This is a genomic window from Haliea sp. (genome assembly GCF_041395985.1).
Taxonomy (GTDB): domain Bacteria; phylum Pseudomonadota; class Gammaproteobacteria; order Pseudomonadales; family Halieaceae; genus Haliea.
The window spans coordinates 341814-357168 of record NZ_JAWKZJ010000002.1; the positions used below are offsets into that span (position 1 = coordinate 341814).

The 15355-nt window shown below is 62.9% G+C and carries 12 protein-coding genes; 5 read left to right on the forward strand and 7 right to left on the reverse strand.

Going from position 1 to position 15355, the window contains the following annotated elements; all coding sequences use genetic code 11:
* Nucleotides 1-247 precede the first annotated feature (247 nt).
* Nucleotides 248-2500, forward strand: a complete 2253-nt coding sequence (locus R3E49_RS05170) for a TonB-dependent receptor (RefSeq protein WP_371294056.1) — start codon at nt 248-250, stop codon at nt 2498-2500.
* 76 nt (nt 2501-2576) lie between these two features.
* On the opposite strand, the gene R3E49_RS05175 is transcribed toward R3E49_RS05170, so the two are convergent.
* Nucleotides 2577-4424 (reverse strand): beta-ketoacyl synthase, encoded by a 1848-nt coding sequence (locus R3E49_RS05175; protein ID WP_371294057.1) that lies wholly within the window; start codon nt 4422-4424, stop codon nt 2577-2579.
* A gap of 125 nt (nt 4425-4549) precedes the next feature.
* On the opposite strand from R3E49_RS05175, the gene R3E49_RS05180 reads away from it, so the two are divergent.
* From R3E49_RS05180 to ribB, 3 genes are all read left to right on the forward strand, one after another.
* The gene (locus R3E49_RS05180; protein WP_371294058.1) at nt 4550-5608 is read left to right on the forward strand and encodes a GlxA family transcriptional regulator; all 1059 of its coding nucleotides are present in this window, start codon (nt 4550-4552) and stop codon (nt 5606-5608) included.
* A gap of 100 nt (nt 5609-5708) precedes the next feature.
* Nucleotides 5709-6890 carry an acetyl-CoA C-acyltransferase gene (locus R3E49_RS05185; protein WP_290739007.1) on the forward strand — a complete coding sequence of 394 codons (1182 nt, stop codon included), beginning with the start codon at nt 5709-5711 and terminating at the stop codon, nt 6888-6890.
* A gap of 42 nt (nt 6891-6932) precedes the next feature.
* On the forward strand, nt 6933-8045 hold the full coding sequence (gene ribB / locus R3E49_RS05190; protein WP_290739004.1) for a 3,4-dihydroxy-2-butanone-4-phosphate synthase: 1113 nt from the start codon (nt 6933-6935) through the stop codon (nt 8043-8045).
* Between the two features lie 13 nt (nt 8046-8058).
* On the opposite strand, the gene R3E49_RS05195 is transcribed toward ribB, so the two are convergent.
* The 4 genes from R3E49_RS05195 to R3E49_RS05210 all read right to left on the reverse strand — a co-directional run bounded on the left by R3E49_RS05195 (nt 8059) and on the right by R3E49_RS05210 (nt 12068).
* Nucleotides 8059-8820 (reverse strand): enoyl-CoA hydratase/isomerase family protein, encoded by a 762-nt coding sequence (locus R3E49_RS05195; protein ID WP_371294059.1) that lies wholly within the window; start codon nt 8818-8820, stop codon nt 8059-8061.
* 4 nt (nt 8821-8824) lie between these two features.
* Complete coding sequence (locus tag R3E49_RS05200; RefSeq protein WP_290738998.1) at nt 8825-9505, reverse strand: nitroreductase; 681 nt, start codon at nt 9503-9505, stop codon at nt 8825-8827.
* An 84-nt stretch (nt 9506-9589) separates the two neighbouring features.
* Nucleotides 9590-10408 (reverse strand): crotonase/enoyl-CoA hydratase family protein, encoded by an 819-nt coding sequence (locus R3E49_RS05205; RefSeq protein WP_371294060.1) that lies wholly within the window; start codon nt 10406-10408, stop codon nt 9590-9592.
* 31 nt (nt 10409-10439) lie between these two features.
* Complete coding sequence (locus R3E49_RS05210) at nt 10440-12068, reverse strand: acyl-CoA synthetase (protein WP_371294061.1); 1629 nt, start codon at nt 12066-12068, stop codon at nt 10440-10442.
* 251 nt (nt 12069-12319) lie between these two features.
* Between R3E49_RS05210 and R3E49_RS05215 the strand changes: the two genes are divergently transcribed.
* Nucleotides 12320-13225, forward strand: a complete 906-nt coding sequence (locus R3E49_RS05215; protein WP_371294062.1) for a VOC family protein — start codon at nt 12320-12322, stop codon at nt 13223-13225.
* A 3-nt stretch (nt 13226-13228) separates the two neighbouring features.
* Here R3E49_RS05215 and R3E49_RS05220 read toward each other — a convergent pair whose 3' ends face one another.
* Nucleotides 13229-13978 carry a transporter substrate-binding domain-containing protein gene (locus R3E49_RS05220; protein ID WP_371294063.1) on the reverse strand — a complete coding sequence of 250 codons (750 nt, stop codon included), beginning with the start codon at nt 13976-13978 and terminating at the stop codon, nt 13229-13231.
* A gap of 38 nt (nt 13979-14016) precedes the next feature.
* Nucleotides 14017-15354 carry an MFS transporter gene (locus R3E49_RS05225; protein WP_371294064.1) on the reverse strand — a complete coding sequence of 446 codons (1338 nt, stop codon included), beginning with the start codon at nt 15352-15354 and terminating at the stop codon, nt 14017-14019.
* Nucleotide 15355 lies beyond the last annotated feature (1 nt).

Consider the following 15355-nt stretch of genomic DNA (forward strand, 5'->3'; position numbering starts at 1 on the left):
TGGGTGATGCATTTTTCCGGAGGTGAAGGTATCATCGGAAACGTCGATGTGCCAGGTGTAAACTTCACGGGTCGAAGGGTGGCAAAACCGGTAATAATTCGGTTGTCCACAGCCCGCTAAACCACGACACTGCGAGAAAACAATGATAGCGCAGCGCACGCACGGGGACATGCGCACAAGCAGTAGCGAACGACTACGTATAATTAAAAGGAGCACCAACATGAAACGCACTAATGTACCTCACTGCATGAAAAGGACCCCGCTCGCCGTTGGCGTATCCGCCCTGCTCGGCACCGTCATGGCGGCATCGTTCTCAACCACCGTCCAGGCACAGGAAGAAGCAAGGCGCAGCACCTCGGCCCTGCTGGAAGAAGTGGTTGTCACCGCGCGAAAGCGTGAAGAAGGTTCACAGGAAGTCCCCCTGTCCATCTCCGCCCTGGGTGCAGACCAGCTGGAGTCCCTGAAAATCCGCGACCTCACCAACCTGTCGGTACGCCTGCCCAACGTGGCACTGGACGATGTCGGCACAGCGCGCGGTACGGCAAACTTTGCCATCCGCGGGCTGGGCGTCAACAGCTCGATCCCGGGTATCGACCCCACCGTGGGTGTTGTAGTGGATGGCGTCTACATCGGCCTCAACAGTGGCATTCTGTTCGACACCTTCGACCTGGAAAGCGTTGAAGTGCTGCGTGGTCCGCAGGGCACTCTGTTCGGCCGCAACGTCACCGGCGGCGCCGTGCTGCTGAACAGCAAAAAGCCCGGTGAAGAATTTGAATTCAGCGCCCGTGCCGCCATTGACCAGGGGCCGGAGGGCGGCCCCAGCCGCTATGCGATGGCCAGTGTGGGCGGCCCCCTGAACGACATGTTCGCGGCACGCTTCACTGCCTACCATAATGACGACGACGGTTTCGTGGAGAACCAGTTCGACGGTGAGGACATCGGCGCCATCCGCCAGACCATGGTGCGTCCGGTCGTGGTCTTTACACCCACCGATGACCTCGAGTTGATCATGCGCTATGAGTACAGCAAGGTCACCGGCGACGGCCCCGTCGGCCAGAGCCACACCAACGGCTCCGGCGTACCCGGCACACCGTTTAACGCCGACCGCGAAAGCTTCGATGTGTCGATCGATGAACCTGGCTCACAGGACAACGAGACCAACGCGTTGACCATCGAGATGAACTACGACGTCGCCTTCGGTGACGGCACCATCACCAACATCTACGGTGTGCGCGACTACCACGGCAAGGGGGTCGGCGACATCGACGCTCAACCGGTGTGGCTGTTCCACGCACCGTCCTGGATTGACTACCGCCAGGTCAGCAACGAATTGCGCTACAACGGACTGTTCGCCGATCGTTTCAACGTCACCACCGGGGTTTTCTACTTCGACAGCGAAATCAACTACCACGAGCGTCGCGAACTGCTGGGTGTTGCAACCGGCGGGGTGGCACCGGCGGCCCAGTTCGATGGCGGCGGCAACCTGCTCACGGAAACCTGGGCAGTCTTTGCCTCGGTGGATATCGACCTGAACGATAAACTGGTGTTGAGCCTCGGCGGGCGTTACTCGGAAGAGGACAAGGATGTGGAAATCGCCTCCCTCAGCCAGAACATCAACAGCCCCTGCAACATCGTCACACTCGGCGACTGTGATTTCGACTTTGTGGATGAGGACAGCTGGAGCAGCTTCAACCCGAAAGTCGGCCTGACCTACACCCTGTCGGACGAAGCCTTCGTGTATGCCAACTACAGCCAGGGCACCCGCTCCGGCGGTTACAACATGCGCAACACGTCGTTCAACCCGGCGGACACCCCCGGACCCTTTGACCAGGAAACTGTAGACAGCATCGAACTGGGCTACAAGTCGTCCTTTGGCGGACGCGGCATTCTCAACGCGGCCGTGTTCTACAACAAGATTGACGACATGCAGCGTGAAATCAACCTCCCCGGCCCCATCGGCGTGATCCAGCTGGTGCGCAACACGGCGGAAGCGACCATCATGGGCCTGGAAGTTGATGCAACCTGGGGCCTCACCGACAACCTGGTGGCTATTGCCTCCGTCGGTGTGCTGGATGCAAGCTATGACAAAGTCCTGGTAGACCTCAACGGTGACGGCGTGGTCGATGGCGCCGACAAGGATCTGGACCTGCCCCGTGCAGCCGACCTGACCTACACCGTGGGCCTGAACCACGACCTGGAGCTTGGCAGCTGGGGTTACCTCGGTTCGCGCATCAGCTACTCCTACCGCGACGAGTCCGCGTATACGGACAACAACCTGGGCTTCATCAACGAGCAGAACCGCGTTGACGCAGGCCTCGACTTCTACAGCAACGACGGTCACTGGGTATTCTCGGTGTACGGCCGCAACCTGCTGGACGAAGTACTGAACGGCAACGATACGCAGCTTCCCGATACCCTGTCGGGCGTACCGCTGGGCGGCACATTCGCACCCCTGTCGAAAGGGCGCCGTATCGGACTGGAGGTCACCTACAACCTGTAAGCACCCTCCTGAACGCAAAAAAGGCGGCCCTCGGGCCGCCTTTTCTGTTTCTGGGTCACCGTAACGTCGCCCGCAGTCACTCACACATATCGCGATAGGGATTGTCGAGGTTCAGATCGATCACGTACTCGCCGACGCGCATGGATTCAGCGCCGTGTTGTACGTCCCCGTCACCCAGCACGCCGTAGTCAAAGCGGTAGGTCGGCGCGACACGCCCGTCAATGGATGCGTCATCGTAGTCTCGCTGGCGCTGCAGGATACCCTCATTGCGCTGCTGCCAGTCCTGCCACGCCCGCGCTCCGTGACGCGCACGCAGCATCTTCGCCGCAACGACCGGACTGAGCAACGTGGCAGAGGCATTGTTGCCACCAAAGCCCTTGGAGTTGATGATCGCGTAGGCCTGCTCCGCCGGATCTACCGTCTGATGGCGGAGGACAAAGTTCAGGTTCTCGCGACACACATCCTCTGCCAGGGCATCGATCGTGGTAATGCCCGGTATGATGCCATCAGCCCACACCCCCAACGTCGCGGTAACCTGGTCGCCGGAGGCCGAGCCCAGGGAATGGCCCAGGTAGCATTTCAGCGCGGCCACCGGCCAGGCGCTGATGCCAAAGGCCCTGGCAGTCTCGGACAGTATGCGTGATTCGCTGGTGCGGTTCTGCGGCGTTCCCGTGCCGTGTGCCTGTACCAGACCTCCACGCCGCAGGATCGATTCACCCAGCAGGGCCCGCGCTGCAGCAGTCGCCTTTGCCATGGTGATGTAATTACCAACGCCGGGGCCGGAAATGGACTTTTTGTAGCCGTCCGCGTTGACGAATACATCGGTGGCTGCGCCAAACACTGTGGCACCCAGTTCCACCGCCAGCGCGTCGTCAAACAGCACAATCATCTGCGCCGACTCGGCAATGGTAAAGCCGCAGTTCTGGGCGAACGGGCGACAGGCGCGACGGTGGTCGGCGGTGGTTGACCCGTCCAACTCCCGAAGCCCCTTGTCCGTGGCCAGTGCGCCCATGGCGGCATAGCCGTCCATCACCTCGGGGTTCACCGGCGCTTCAGCAGACCCGATAAATGCCACCCGTGCTCGGCCGCTGCGGATGTCCTCGATGCCCTGGCGAAGATTGTAGAGAAACGAGGCACAGGCCCCCAGGGTTGCGCCGGTCGCGCCCATGCTGCCCAGGACGTAAGCATTGACAAAATCCGCCGGCATTTCGGCGAGGGACAGTGGACAGAACTTGGACGTGACACGCTGCCCGTTGTGCCGCGCACGCAGCATTCCCCCTGCCCCCGCGCCATCGAGTTGCCCCATGGCGCTGCCCGCATAGACGCTGATCTGGTCGGCAGGCACGCGCTGCTGGATCTGTTCCCAGGGAATCCCGATGCTCTGCAGCGCGTCGGACGCCGCGTAGATCATCATTTGCAGGCCGCGAGGGTGATTCCGCGAGGCGTACAGGGTCCCGGGATCGAACCCGGTGGGCAGTTGTCCCGCGGCCTTGACTTCAAAATCACGCACCGTGGGCAACAGGACGTCCAACGGTTCAGGCATGGTGACATCGACCTCGTCGCTGCTCACTGGCACAATCTGCCAGCCTGGTGGCAACACGGCCGGAAGCTGCTGCCGACGCAGCCTTAGCACCAGGGGGCCGCTGCCGGCTCGCGCCGTGAGTCGCTGGTTCCAACCCACCGCATCCGGGTCGAAATGCTGCGGCTCCACGCGACGGATCAGCGTGTGGGCCAGCAGGTACTCCTCCGATGCCGCTGCTGCATCCACTCCCATCAACCGGGCGAGCGCGGAGAACGTGCGAGTTCGTGTCACCGCCGGCAGGACATCGTGCACCAGCCGACGATAGGCATGGTGCGACGACGCACGCCCTGCGCCGTTGATACCGCCAAACCCGACAATCACCGGCAAACGCGCCTGCCCCATACCACTCTCCTCTGTAGATAGCCTGTACCTCAGCGGCGCAGTGTAGGTGCCGCTCCCCCGGGATAAATATGTTTATTCCGCCAAGTATCGTGGTATTTTGGCCACACGATAAGGAAGCCCACACCATGTACACCGTAGCCGCCCTGCTCTACCCCGATGCCCTTGCCACCAGTGTCACGCTCCCCATGGAGATCTTTGCTGCCGCCGCGCAAACAGCGCGCAGCCAGGATCGCCGCGCCCCGGGCGTGATCTACCAGCTCGCGGCAGAGCAGGCCGGGCCGGTGACCCTGACTAACGGCCTGACCCTGCACGGGCAACTGTCACAGTGGCACCTGCCCGCGCTGGACCTGTTGATTCTCCCCGCTATCTGGCGCACACCGCAGCCCACGATCCGGGCCTGTGCCCCCTGGATGGATACCTTGCGATCGATTGCGGCATCGGGCACACGCATCTGCAGCGTCGGGACGGCGAGCAGCCTGCTGGCAGAGGCCGGCCTGCTCGACGGACGGCCCGCCACCACACACTGGAACTATTTCGAGCGCTTTGCCCGGCGCTACCCGCGGGTCGCACTGAAAACCCGGCACCTGATCACGCAGAGCGACAACATTTATTGCGTAGGCAGTGTCAATTCTATCGCCGACCTGTGTGTGCACCTGGTAGAGGACTGGTTCGGCAGCCGCATCGCGCGCGCCGTCGAACACCAGTTTTCTCCCGAAATACGCCAGCCTTTCCAGGCTGCCGCATGGCAGGATGCGCCGCGGGGACGCCACCATGATGAAACCGTATTGCTGGCGCAACAGTGGTTGCGCGACCGCATGCCGGGGCCCCTGTCGCTGCAGGACATGGCACCCGCACTGGGCGTCAGTCCACGCACCCTGCACCGTCGCTTCCGACAGGCGACCGGCATGAGCCCGCAGGCCTACCTGAATGCACTGCGCATGAACGCTGCTCGCGACTTGCTGCGCCGCAGCAACCTCAGCATTGCGGAAATTGCCTGGCAACTGGGGCTGCAGGATGCCAGCTATTTTTCCCAGCGTTTTCGACGCAGCAACGGCGTCACCCCTGGCCAATACCGCGAGGCCGTGCGCGGCAAGCTCTTCGATCCGCCCGAGCAGTCGCAGACCGCGCCGGGCAGGAGCGGGTTGCGTCAGTCCGCGTCACCCGAGGCCCGGCCGCGTCCTTGAGTCCAGTCCCCGACTGTGGCCTAATGTGCGCCCGCTTTATCGAGGGTCCGCAGGCCTGCGGGCAACACCACCGCCGTAACCAGCAGTCGGGAATATCATCATGAGCAAAGAATCAGTCGTCATCGTCAACGGTGCCCGCACCCCCATGGGTGGTTTGCAGGGGAGCCTTGCGTCACTCACCGCAGCACAGCTCGGCAGCACCGCGATCGCGGCAGCCCTGGAACGTAGCGGTGTCGCAGCAGCTGATATCGACGAGATCTTCATGGGCTGTGTGCTGCCTGGCGGCCTCAAGCAGGGCCCCGCGCGCCAGGCTGCACGGGGTGCCGGCATTCCGGACGGTGCAGGCGCCGTTACCCTGAACAAGCTCTGCGGCAGCGGCATGCAGGCTACGATTTTTGGGTTTGACAGCATCGCGGCGGGCACCAACCAGACGGTCGTTTGCGGCGGCATGGAGAGCATGAGCAACGCACCCCACCTGATTCCGGGCGCGCGCGGCGGTGTGCGCACAGGCCACGCGAAACTGCTGGACCACATGTTTGTCGATGGCCTTGAAGATGCCGACACGGGACGCGCCATGGGCAGTTTTGCCCAGGAGACCGCCAATCAGCGCGGGCTGACTCGGGAGCAAATGGACGCTTTTGCCGTGGAATCTCTGACCCGGGCCAAGCGCGCAATTGAGGACGGCTCGCTGCAGGCGGAAACCGCGCCGGTTACTGTATCCAGCCGCCAGGGCGACACCGTGGTCAGTGATGACGAACAGCCACACAAGGCAGCCGTCGAGAAAATCCCTAATTTGCGTCCGGCCTTCGCCGCCGATGGCACGATTACCGCAGCCAACAGCAGCTCGATTTCGGATGGGGCCAGCGCCCTGATCTTGATGAACGAGCGCACCGCAGAGGCCCGGGGCCTGCAGCCGATGGCGCGCATCGTGGCGCATTCACGCCACAGCCAGCACCCCTCAGAGTTCACCATCGCGCCGATTGGCGCCGTGGAAAAGCTGCTGGCGAAAACCGGCTGGCAGATTGACGATATCGACCTGTTCGAAATCAACGAGGCCTTCGCCATGGTCACTATGCTGGCCATCCAGGACCTCGGCCTGGATCACGCCAGGGTCAACATCCACGGCGGCGCCTGCGCGCAGGGCCACCCCATCGGGTCGACCGGCTCGCGTATCATCGTCAGCCTGATGTACGCCTTGCGTAAACTGGGCAAACAGCGCGGTGTTGCTGCACTGTGCATCGGGGGTGGCGAGGCCACCGCCGTTGCCATCGAAATGATCTGACACCGATCCGGCGGGATCGCCCGCCGCTTCCAGAGGCACAGCATGGCACTCAGTAGCATTCCGGACATCCTCGACGACATCCGCGCCGGCAAGATGGTTATCCTGATGGATGACGAGGACCGCGAAAACGAAGGCGATCTCATTGTTGCCGCTGAGGCGGTGACACCGGAGATCATCACGTTCTTTTCCAGTGAGGCCTGCGGTCTGATTTGCATGCCTATCACCGAAGAGCGCGCACGCCGGCTGCAACTACCCCTGATGGTGCGCGACAACCGCTCCCAGCACGAGACCAATTTCACGGTGTCCATTGATGCCGCAGAAAAGCTGGGGCCCGGCATCAGCTCCGTACAGCGTGCGCACACGGTCCGCAAGGCGGTTGCCGCTGACGCCAGGCCGTCTGACATCATTCAGCCCGGGCATATATTCCCGCTGGTCGCCAAGCCCGGCGGTGTGCTGCGCCGCGCCGGGCATACCGAGGCGGGTGTGGACCTGGCGCGCATGGCCGGCTTCGAGCCCGCATCGCTCATCGTGGAAATCATGAACGAGGACGGCACCATGGCGCGGCGCCCGCAGCTGGAGGTCTTCGCCGAGCGCCACGGGCTGCGCATGGGCACCATCGCCGACCTTATCGAGTATCGCTCCCTGCACGAGCAATCGGTTGAGCTGCGGGACACCAAAACAGTCAACACCGAGTTCGGTGAGTTCACGCTCTACACCTTCAGCGACCTCATTGACGACACGCTACACTTCGCCCTGACTCGCGGCGAACTGCGGGAGGACACGGCGGCACTGGTGCGCGTGCAAACCGTTAACCTGCTGCGCGACGTCGTCGGCACGCTGATCGGTGATGCGGTACCGGGCTGGTCATCGCGTCGGGCACTTGAGCGTATCGCCAGCGAGAATCTCGGCGCACTGGTATTGATCGGTCAGCCGGTTGCCTCCGCCCAGGCACTTGCCGACGTGATCCAGTATCCAAACGCACCCACGGTCACCAACAGCAAAAACGGTGGCATCGGCAATTACCGGGTCATCGGCACTGGCGCCCAGATTCTGAAACGTATCGGCGTGGGGAAAATGCGCCTGATGTCAGCCCCCATCCGCTTCAATGCGCTGTCGGGGTTCAGCCTGGAAGTCACAGAGTTCGTGCAGCCCTGAGTCGCGGCCAGGCCTAATTGAATCTCGGTGGACGTTTCTCGAAGAATGCAGTCAGCGCCTCCAGGTTATCGGCTGACCCGGCTTGACGGGCCATCGCCGCCTGCTCGGCCACGAAGGCTGCCTCAATGGCCGGCTCGTGGTGCAGGCGCAGGGTGCGTTTGATTTCGCGGAGGGAGCTGACCGGCCACTGCGCAATCGCCGCGGCCCGTTGCAAAGCGTGGTCAAGCACATCCTCGTCTGGCAGCACCGCAGCGACAACGCCCAGCTGCAGGGCGCGGGCCGAGTCAATCCATTCCGCGGTGTAAAACAGCTCTGCAGCGCGCTGCGCACCGATATTGGCCTGCAGCATGTAACTGCTCGCCCACTCCGGGACCAGGCCCAGCGCAGCAAACGGCAGTCGCATGCGAAAACTCGCTCCGGCATAAACGACGTCGGCATGGAACAGTACCGTAGCCCCGCCTCCGACCGCGACGCCCCGGGGAGCCGCCACCAGTGGCTTGTCGAAGCTGGCCACGGCCCGAGCGGCGCTCTCGAAGGGGTGTGGCGTATCCGCCTCGCTACCGCCAAAGCTGGCCAGGTCAACACCCGCACTGAAACTGTCGCCGGCACCGGCAAGCACCACACAGGCCACGCCATCATCCTCTGAGGCCGCCGTGAACGCCTCACGCAGCGCAATCCACAGTGGGTCGTTGATGGCATTTTTCTTGGCAGGGCGATTGAGCGTCAACAGGCGCACCCGGCCCCGCTGTTCCTGCAACAGGACATCACTACCCATGGCCTCAGGCCTCACTGTGGAATACAACAAAATCGTCAACCGCTGCGCGCTCGGTGATACAGCGATTGGCGGCGGCCTCCGGGTCCGGATAGCCGAAGGAGATACCGAACATGAGCTTGTGCGCCGGATCGACCTGCAACGCCGTGCGCAGCTGCTCAGCCTGAAAGCCGAGCGCCGTTTGCGGGCAGGAACCCAAACCCTGTGCGGTCATGCTCAACATCAGGGTCTGCGCAAACATCCCGAGATCGCAGGCCTCGCGTAGGCCAAACGGTTCTGGCAGGAACAGGAAGGCAACGTGCGGCGCATCAAAGAAAGTAAAGTTGCGCATGAAAGCCTCCTGCCGACGCGCCTTGTCCTCCCGTGCAATGCCCATGGCATCATACAGCGCCTGCGCTGCAGCGTACTGGCGTGTTTTGTACTCGCCCTCGTAGACGCCATCATAGGGGAAGTCCATGCTGATACGCCCCGCCATGAACTCGGCAGGCAGCAGTGCCCGCAGCGTCTCCAGTTTTGGACCCGACGCCACGTGCACGATCCAGGGTTGCGTGTTGCAGTTGCTCGGCGCACAGGCGGCATCGGCAAAAATCTGGCGCAACGCCGGCTCAGGCACGGGCTTGGGCAGAAAAGCGCGCAGGGAGCGGCGCTGGCGCACCAGGGTGCTGAAGGTGGATGCGTGATCTGACATACAAAGGCCTCGGGCTAATCGGTTAAAGCGCGTCATTATGCGCAGCAAAAGGCCACCGAACCAGTCGGGCGGCCCATAGCGCCATCACTCACCGCGAAAATGCGCCGGGCGTTTTTCCTTGAAAGCCCGCATTCCCTCTTTCGCATCGGCGGAAGCAAACACGGGGCCGGCCAGGGCATCCGAGGCGCGCATGGCATCGTCTTCGGACATGCACTCCTGATGCTCGCGCAGGGAACGCGTGACGGCGGCAACGGCCAGCGGTGCATTGGCGCAGATTCTGGCCGCATAATCACGGGCTGCCGCCAGCGTGGTGCCCGGCGCAACCAGCTTGTTCACGAGGCCCCACTCCAACGCCTGCCGGGCACTGATGTGCTCACCGCAGAGCAGCATTTCAGCCGCCAGGCAGTAGGGAATCTGACGGCGCAGGCGCACGGTTGAACCGGCCATCGGATACAAGCCCCGTGCCACTTCGGTGACACCGAATACGGCGTCTTCTGCCGCCACCCGAATATCGGTACCTTGCAGTATTTCTGTTCCTCCCGCCAGGGCGTAGCCCTCCACGGCGAGTATCAGCGGTTTTGCCGGCCGGTTGTCGCGCAACAGGGCCTGCCAGTGCAGGTTGGGGACGTCGGCCATCAACGCCATGAACTCGTCACTGGCGCCCTGGTCACCCTCGGCCCCGGCTTTCAGGTCCATGCCCGCACAGAACGTATCGCCACGCGCGGTGAGAATCGCACAGCGCAAAGCGGGATCCTCGTCCAGCAGACGCCAGGCCCGGTAGAGGCCCAGCAGCATGGCCGGATTGAACGCATTCTTGGCCTCGGGGCGATTCAGGGTAACGATAAGCACACCGCCATCCTGCTGCACCAGGCAGCTTGAGGTGCTGATAGCCAGTTCTTGCACGGTTATTCTCCTTGGTCTGTGGCCAGTTTGGCTAATTGACGCGATGCTCACCGGAGAGCGCAATGTCCAGCGCCTTCGGGTAGGCCGGCTTGCCGCTGGGCGCGCGCGGCACTTCAGGGACCACATGGACTTCCCGCGGCACCTTGTAGCCAGCCACATGCTTGCGGGCCTCCTCCTGCAGTGAAGACAGGCTCAGTGCGTGTCCGTCACGCAACGCCACCACCGCCGTGACCTTGCTCCCCAGCCGCTCGTCGGGTGTGCCAACCACCAGACAGTCAAACACCGCAGGATGGTTTTTCAATGCCTGCTCAACCTCTTCCGGGAACACCTTTTCGCCACCGGTGTTTATGCAATTGGAGCCGCGACCGTACACGGTGATGGTATTGTCCTGCTCCAGTCGCGCTTCATCTCCGGTCAGCAACCACAGCGTGTCATTGACCGGAACAAACGTTGCGGCGGTCTTTGCAGGGTCGTTGTAATACCCGATCGGGATGTGGCCACTGCGTGAAAAGATCCCCTTCTCGCCCGGCGTGACTTCACGATAGCTCCCGTCCTCAGCCCGGGCGAGCACCGACATGAACTCGCTGCGCGCCACATTGCCCAACCCCTCTCCGGGTTTGCCACCGCCATCGGCACCCATTGCCCCCGACTCTGATGAACCGAAACTGTTCATAACCATGATGTTCGGCAACAGCTCGCGAAATGCCGCCTGCTTGCTGGCAGAGAACACAGCGCCGCCCGACCCCACAGCAAACACGGAACTCAGGTCCCAGCGCCCCGGATTTGCCTGCAGCGCATCCAGCAACGGTACAGCCATGGCATCTCCGACTATGGTCAACGAGTTAACCCGCTCACGCTCGACAATATCCCAGACCTCCTCGGCTACCAGGTGATGCGCCGGATTGAGCACCAGAACGTTGCCCGACAGCAACTGGATACAGGCATACCACCAGCAGGCGCCATGCATCAGCGGTGCCAGGGCAATACCGACAATGGCAAAGTCGCCGATGCGCTCAGCGATCTGTTCGGGCTGTGTGATGACGCCGTCGGGGTGAAAATAGCCGCCGCCGCCCATCGCCGCATAGAACACATGCTTGTGTGGCCACATCACGCCCTTGGGCATCCCTGTGGTGCCACCGGTATAGAGAATGAACAGGTCGTCGTCAGCGCGTTCGGGGAAATCCCGCTCGGCACTCTGGCCAGCCAGCGCCTGTTCATAGGCGATGCTGCCGATGGCATCGGTGGCGCCGCCGCTGCTGTCGTCCACGTGGATAAACGTCTTTAGGGCCGGCGCCGTCCCACGCACTGCCGCGATATGCGGCGAAAACTCGCGATGATGGATACAGGCCACGAGATCGGCGTTACTGAGGATATAGGCCAGTTCCTCTTCAACGTAGCGGTAGTTGATGTTGATCGGCACCGCGCGCAGTTTGAAGCAGGCGAGCATACCCTCCAGGTATTCGTTACAGTTATACAGGTACAAGCCGACATGCTGGCCGGCCTGAACACCCTGCCCGGCGAGAAAATGCGCGAGGCGGTTGGCGCGCTGTTCAAGCTGCAGGTAGGTGGAGCGCTGTTGACCACAGATCAGCGCAGTGCGGTCCGGAACCCGGTCCGCCACCAGTTCAAACAGGTCGGCGATATTGAAGTGACGGGGCATGCTGTGTCTCCGCTATTATTCGGTTGTTGTCCACCGTCCGTGAACACCCTGCTGAGTATTCTACAGTGCTGGCGCCAGCTCAATGACCCAGGGGCAACTGTCAGTGACATTCTTGCTCTGGGGTGCCATCGGGCTCTGGGGTTTCCCTGCTTATACCAGCCACCCTGTCTCGCGACATTGCACTGTGCCTGCGACAGATTCGCCCTTACTATGGACGGAGAAGATGTCTTTCACTCCGAGGAGAACACCGCATGAGTATTGCTGCCATTGGCTACCTGAGAATCGCCGCCACCGATACGGACGCCTGGATGGCTTTCGGTACGGGCGTACTGGGCCTCATGGACGCGGCGCGCAAAGACGCAGCCGGAGCGCGCTTCTTACGCATGGACAACCACCCGTTCCGCTTCATGATCGAACCCGCCAGCAAGGATGGCCTGATCGCCGCAGGCCTTGAGTGCCGCGGTCGCGGCGAATGGCTGGCACTGTGCGAACGCCTGGGCAGCGCCGGACACACACTGCAGGCAGGCCCCGCCGATCAGGCGGCGCGGCGCTGCGTGACTGAGTACGTTACCGTGGAGGACCCCTGCGGGAATACCCTCGAACTCTACTATGGCCGTCGCCTGGACTATGCGCCGCTAATTTCCCCTACGGGGGTCAAGCAGTTCATCACCGGCGACGAGTACACCGGCGACATGGGTTTTGGACATGCCGTGCTGCCGACGCCTGACCTGGAGGCAGCGGCCCACTTCTACACGGAGCTGCTCGGTCTGGGCGTCAGCGACACCCTGTATCCACCGCTGCCGGAGGGCGCCCCCGAGACCACCATCCTGTTTCTGCACGCTGACAACCCGCGACAGCATTCGCTCGCGCTGTACAATCACCCGTACACCGGCGGAGTTGTGCACATCATGGTCGAGGTGAGCAGCTTAGACGAAGTCGGGCGCGCGATGGATCGGGCAAAGGCCGGAGGCCACCCCATCCTCGCCAGCCTGGGCCGGCACGTGAACGACAACATGTGCTCGTTCTACGTGGTCGCCCCTGGCGGTATCGCCGTGGAATACGGCTACGACGGCCTGCTGGTCGACTGGGAGACCTATACCCCAACGGTCAGCACAGAAGGCGATTACTGGGGCCACGAGTACAACTTCCCGGGCTGACCCTCAGGGCACCTCCACCGTCACCGGTATCCACCGGTCGATGATGTATTCCAGGGTGCCGTTCGCGCGCATGGTCGCCAGCGCGCGGTTCAACTCCGCGGCCAGGGCCGGTGCATCGCTACGCACCGCCCAGGCCAGCTGTTCTTCCGTCAGAAAGTGGTACTGGCTGATCAGATCAGGGTAATCGTCGGAGGTGGCCAGCAGCCAGCTGGTCGGTGCGTCATGTACGAAGAGGTCAATCGACCCCGCGCGCAGGGCGGCGAGGCCCGCTGCCACATCCTTGAAGGGCGTAATCTGTGCCGCAGTCAGCTCGGCGCGCGCCCAGTCCTCACCGGTGGTCGCAGCCTCCACACCCACCCGGGTGTCCTCACGGAAAACGGACCATGGCTGGCCGAAACGGGCAACGCTATCGATGCGCATGATGGCCATCTGACCGGCTTGCAGATACGGGTCGAGGAACGTCACCTGTTGTGCGCGCTCGGGGGTATAGCTCATCCCGGACATGATGATGTCTATGCGCCCCGCTTGCAGCGCCTCCAGCAATCCGTCAAAAGGCATCGCCAGCAGTTGCGCCGGACGGCCGATAATCTCACCCAGAGCCCTGGCGCTATCCGCTTCCACGCCGACGATGCGCTCGCCATCGTAGTAGGCGAGGGGCGGCCGATCCGGCGCCACACCCACCCGCAGCGGATCGGCGTATGCGGCTGCGCCGAACAGCGCCATGGAGCAGAGGAGCATCAGCAGTCTTTTCATTGCGGGCCTCACAAGGGTCATCATCAATAGGGCCGGATTCATCCGGACACCGAGGGTAGGGACAGAGAACGGTAGCTCGCCAGGGCGCCCAGGGCGATCAACAGTGCAAGCACGGCTGCGGTGCCAAAGGCGGCATCAACAAGACCGAGCCCGGCACCCGCAAACAACAGCACGCCGATGGCTGTATTGCTGACCGCGGTGTACTGGGCCCGGTTTTCACCGGACGCCATATCCACAAGGTAGGTCTTGCGCCCTACCCTCGCGCCCTGGTGCGCGACAGCTGCCGTGAAGACCAGAACAGCACCGGTCACACCGTGGCCCAGGGCAGCAGGGTGGACTGCTTGCAGTGCCACCGCCACGGCCACCACGCCAGTGGACAATGCGGCTGCCGCCGCCATGACGTGATGCGCTGCGCGGTCTGCCCAGCGCCCCCAGAACGCGGCAGACAACAGGCCCGCCGCCCCTTCCGCCAGCAACAGGGCCGCAAAACTGAGCAGCTGGGCGTCCGCCGCCTGCTGCAACAGCACAACAAGATAGGGAATGGCGAAGGCCGTGCCAATCAGCAGCGCTCTGGCGACCACGAAACGACGGAACTGTTTGTCCGTGCGCAGCAGCCCAAGGCTGCGCAGTGCCTCCGTAAAGGCATTGCCACCTCCCTCCGTGGCACCCGGCACCTCTGGTACTGCTGCAAACACAGCGGCGGCAAGAAACCAGAGCCCTGCTGCGAGCGCAAGAATAAGCGCGAACAAACCCGCACCGGCATCGCCGCTGCGTCCGCTCACGTCGGGAAACAGCATCAGGACGATCGCAACCAGCAGGGTGACTGCCCCGGCTGCGGAGGCGGCGAGGCCGGTCAACCGGCCTCGCCGGGCCTTGGATACCGTTTTTCCCAGGACATCTTTGGCCGCTACCGAACACACGCCCCGCGCCAGGCTGAAGCAGGCCAGGCAGACGATAATCGCCCACCCCAGCGACGCGCCCTGCAACACAAGCACGGCCGCCACCATGCCGCACAGCGCCAGGCCCTGCACGACACTACCGAAGACCCAGAAATATTTGCGCAAGGCATGCTCACGAACCCACTGCGCCACGAAAAGCTGCGGCAGCAACGAGAGCGACTCGCGTACCGGCACGAGAAGTGCCACAAAAGCCGCCGGTGCACCCAATGCCGACAACATCCAGGCCAGCACCAGCCGGCTGCTGGTGAGGGCATCGCCCACCTTGGTCAGGGTCTGTGCCAACCACTGCAGCAGAAATGCCCGGGGTTGCTCATCGCAGGCGGCATCGGGAATATCACGACAAACGCGGGCGTCCTCATCCTCCACCAGCAAGCTGTACACCCTGTCCGGCAAGCCGTTTGCAGTGCTGCGTGTCACG

Coding starts and splice junctions, on each gene's coding strand:
- R3E49_RS05170 (WP_371294056.1), top strand. CDS start 248: ATGAAAAGGACCCCGCTCGCCGTTGGCGTATCCGCCCTGCTCGGCACC.
- R3E49_RS05175 (WP_371294057.1), bottom strand. CDS start 4,424: ATGGGGCAGGCGCGTTTGCCGGTGATTGTCGGGTTTGGCGGTATCAAC.
- R3E49_RS05180 (WP_371294058.1), top strand. CDS start 4,550: ATGTACACCGTAGCCGCCCTGCTCTACCCCGATGCCCTTGCCACCAGT.
- R3E49_RS05185 (WP_290739007.1), top strand. CDS start 5,709: ATGAGCAAAGAATCAGTCGTCATCGTCAACGGTGCCCGCACCCCCATG.
- ribB (WP_290739004.1), top strand. CDS start 6,933: ATGGCACTCAGTAGCATTCCGGACATCCTCGACGACATCCGCGCCGGC.
- R3E49_RS05195 (WP_371294059.1), bottom strand. CDS start 8,820: ATGGGTAGTGATGTCCTGTTGCAGGAACAGCGGGGCCGGGTGCGCCTG.
- R3E49_RS05200 (WP_290738998.1), bottom strand. CDS start 9,505: ATGTCAGATCACGCATCCACCTTCAGCACCCTGGTGCGCCAGCGCCGC.
- R3E49_RS05210 (WP_371294061.1), bottom strand. CDS start 12,068: ATGCCCCGTCACTTCAATATCGCCGACCTGTTTGAACTGGTGGCGGAC.
- R3E49_RS05215 (WP_371294062.1), top strand. CDS start 12,320: ATGAGTATTGCTGCCATTGGCTACCTGAGAATCGCCGCCACCGATACG.
- R3E49_RS05220 (WP_371294063.1), bottom strand. CDS start 13,978: ATGAAAAGACTGCTGATGCTCCTCTGCTCCATGGCGCTGTTCGGCGCA.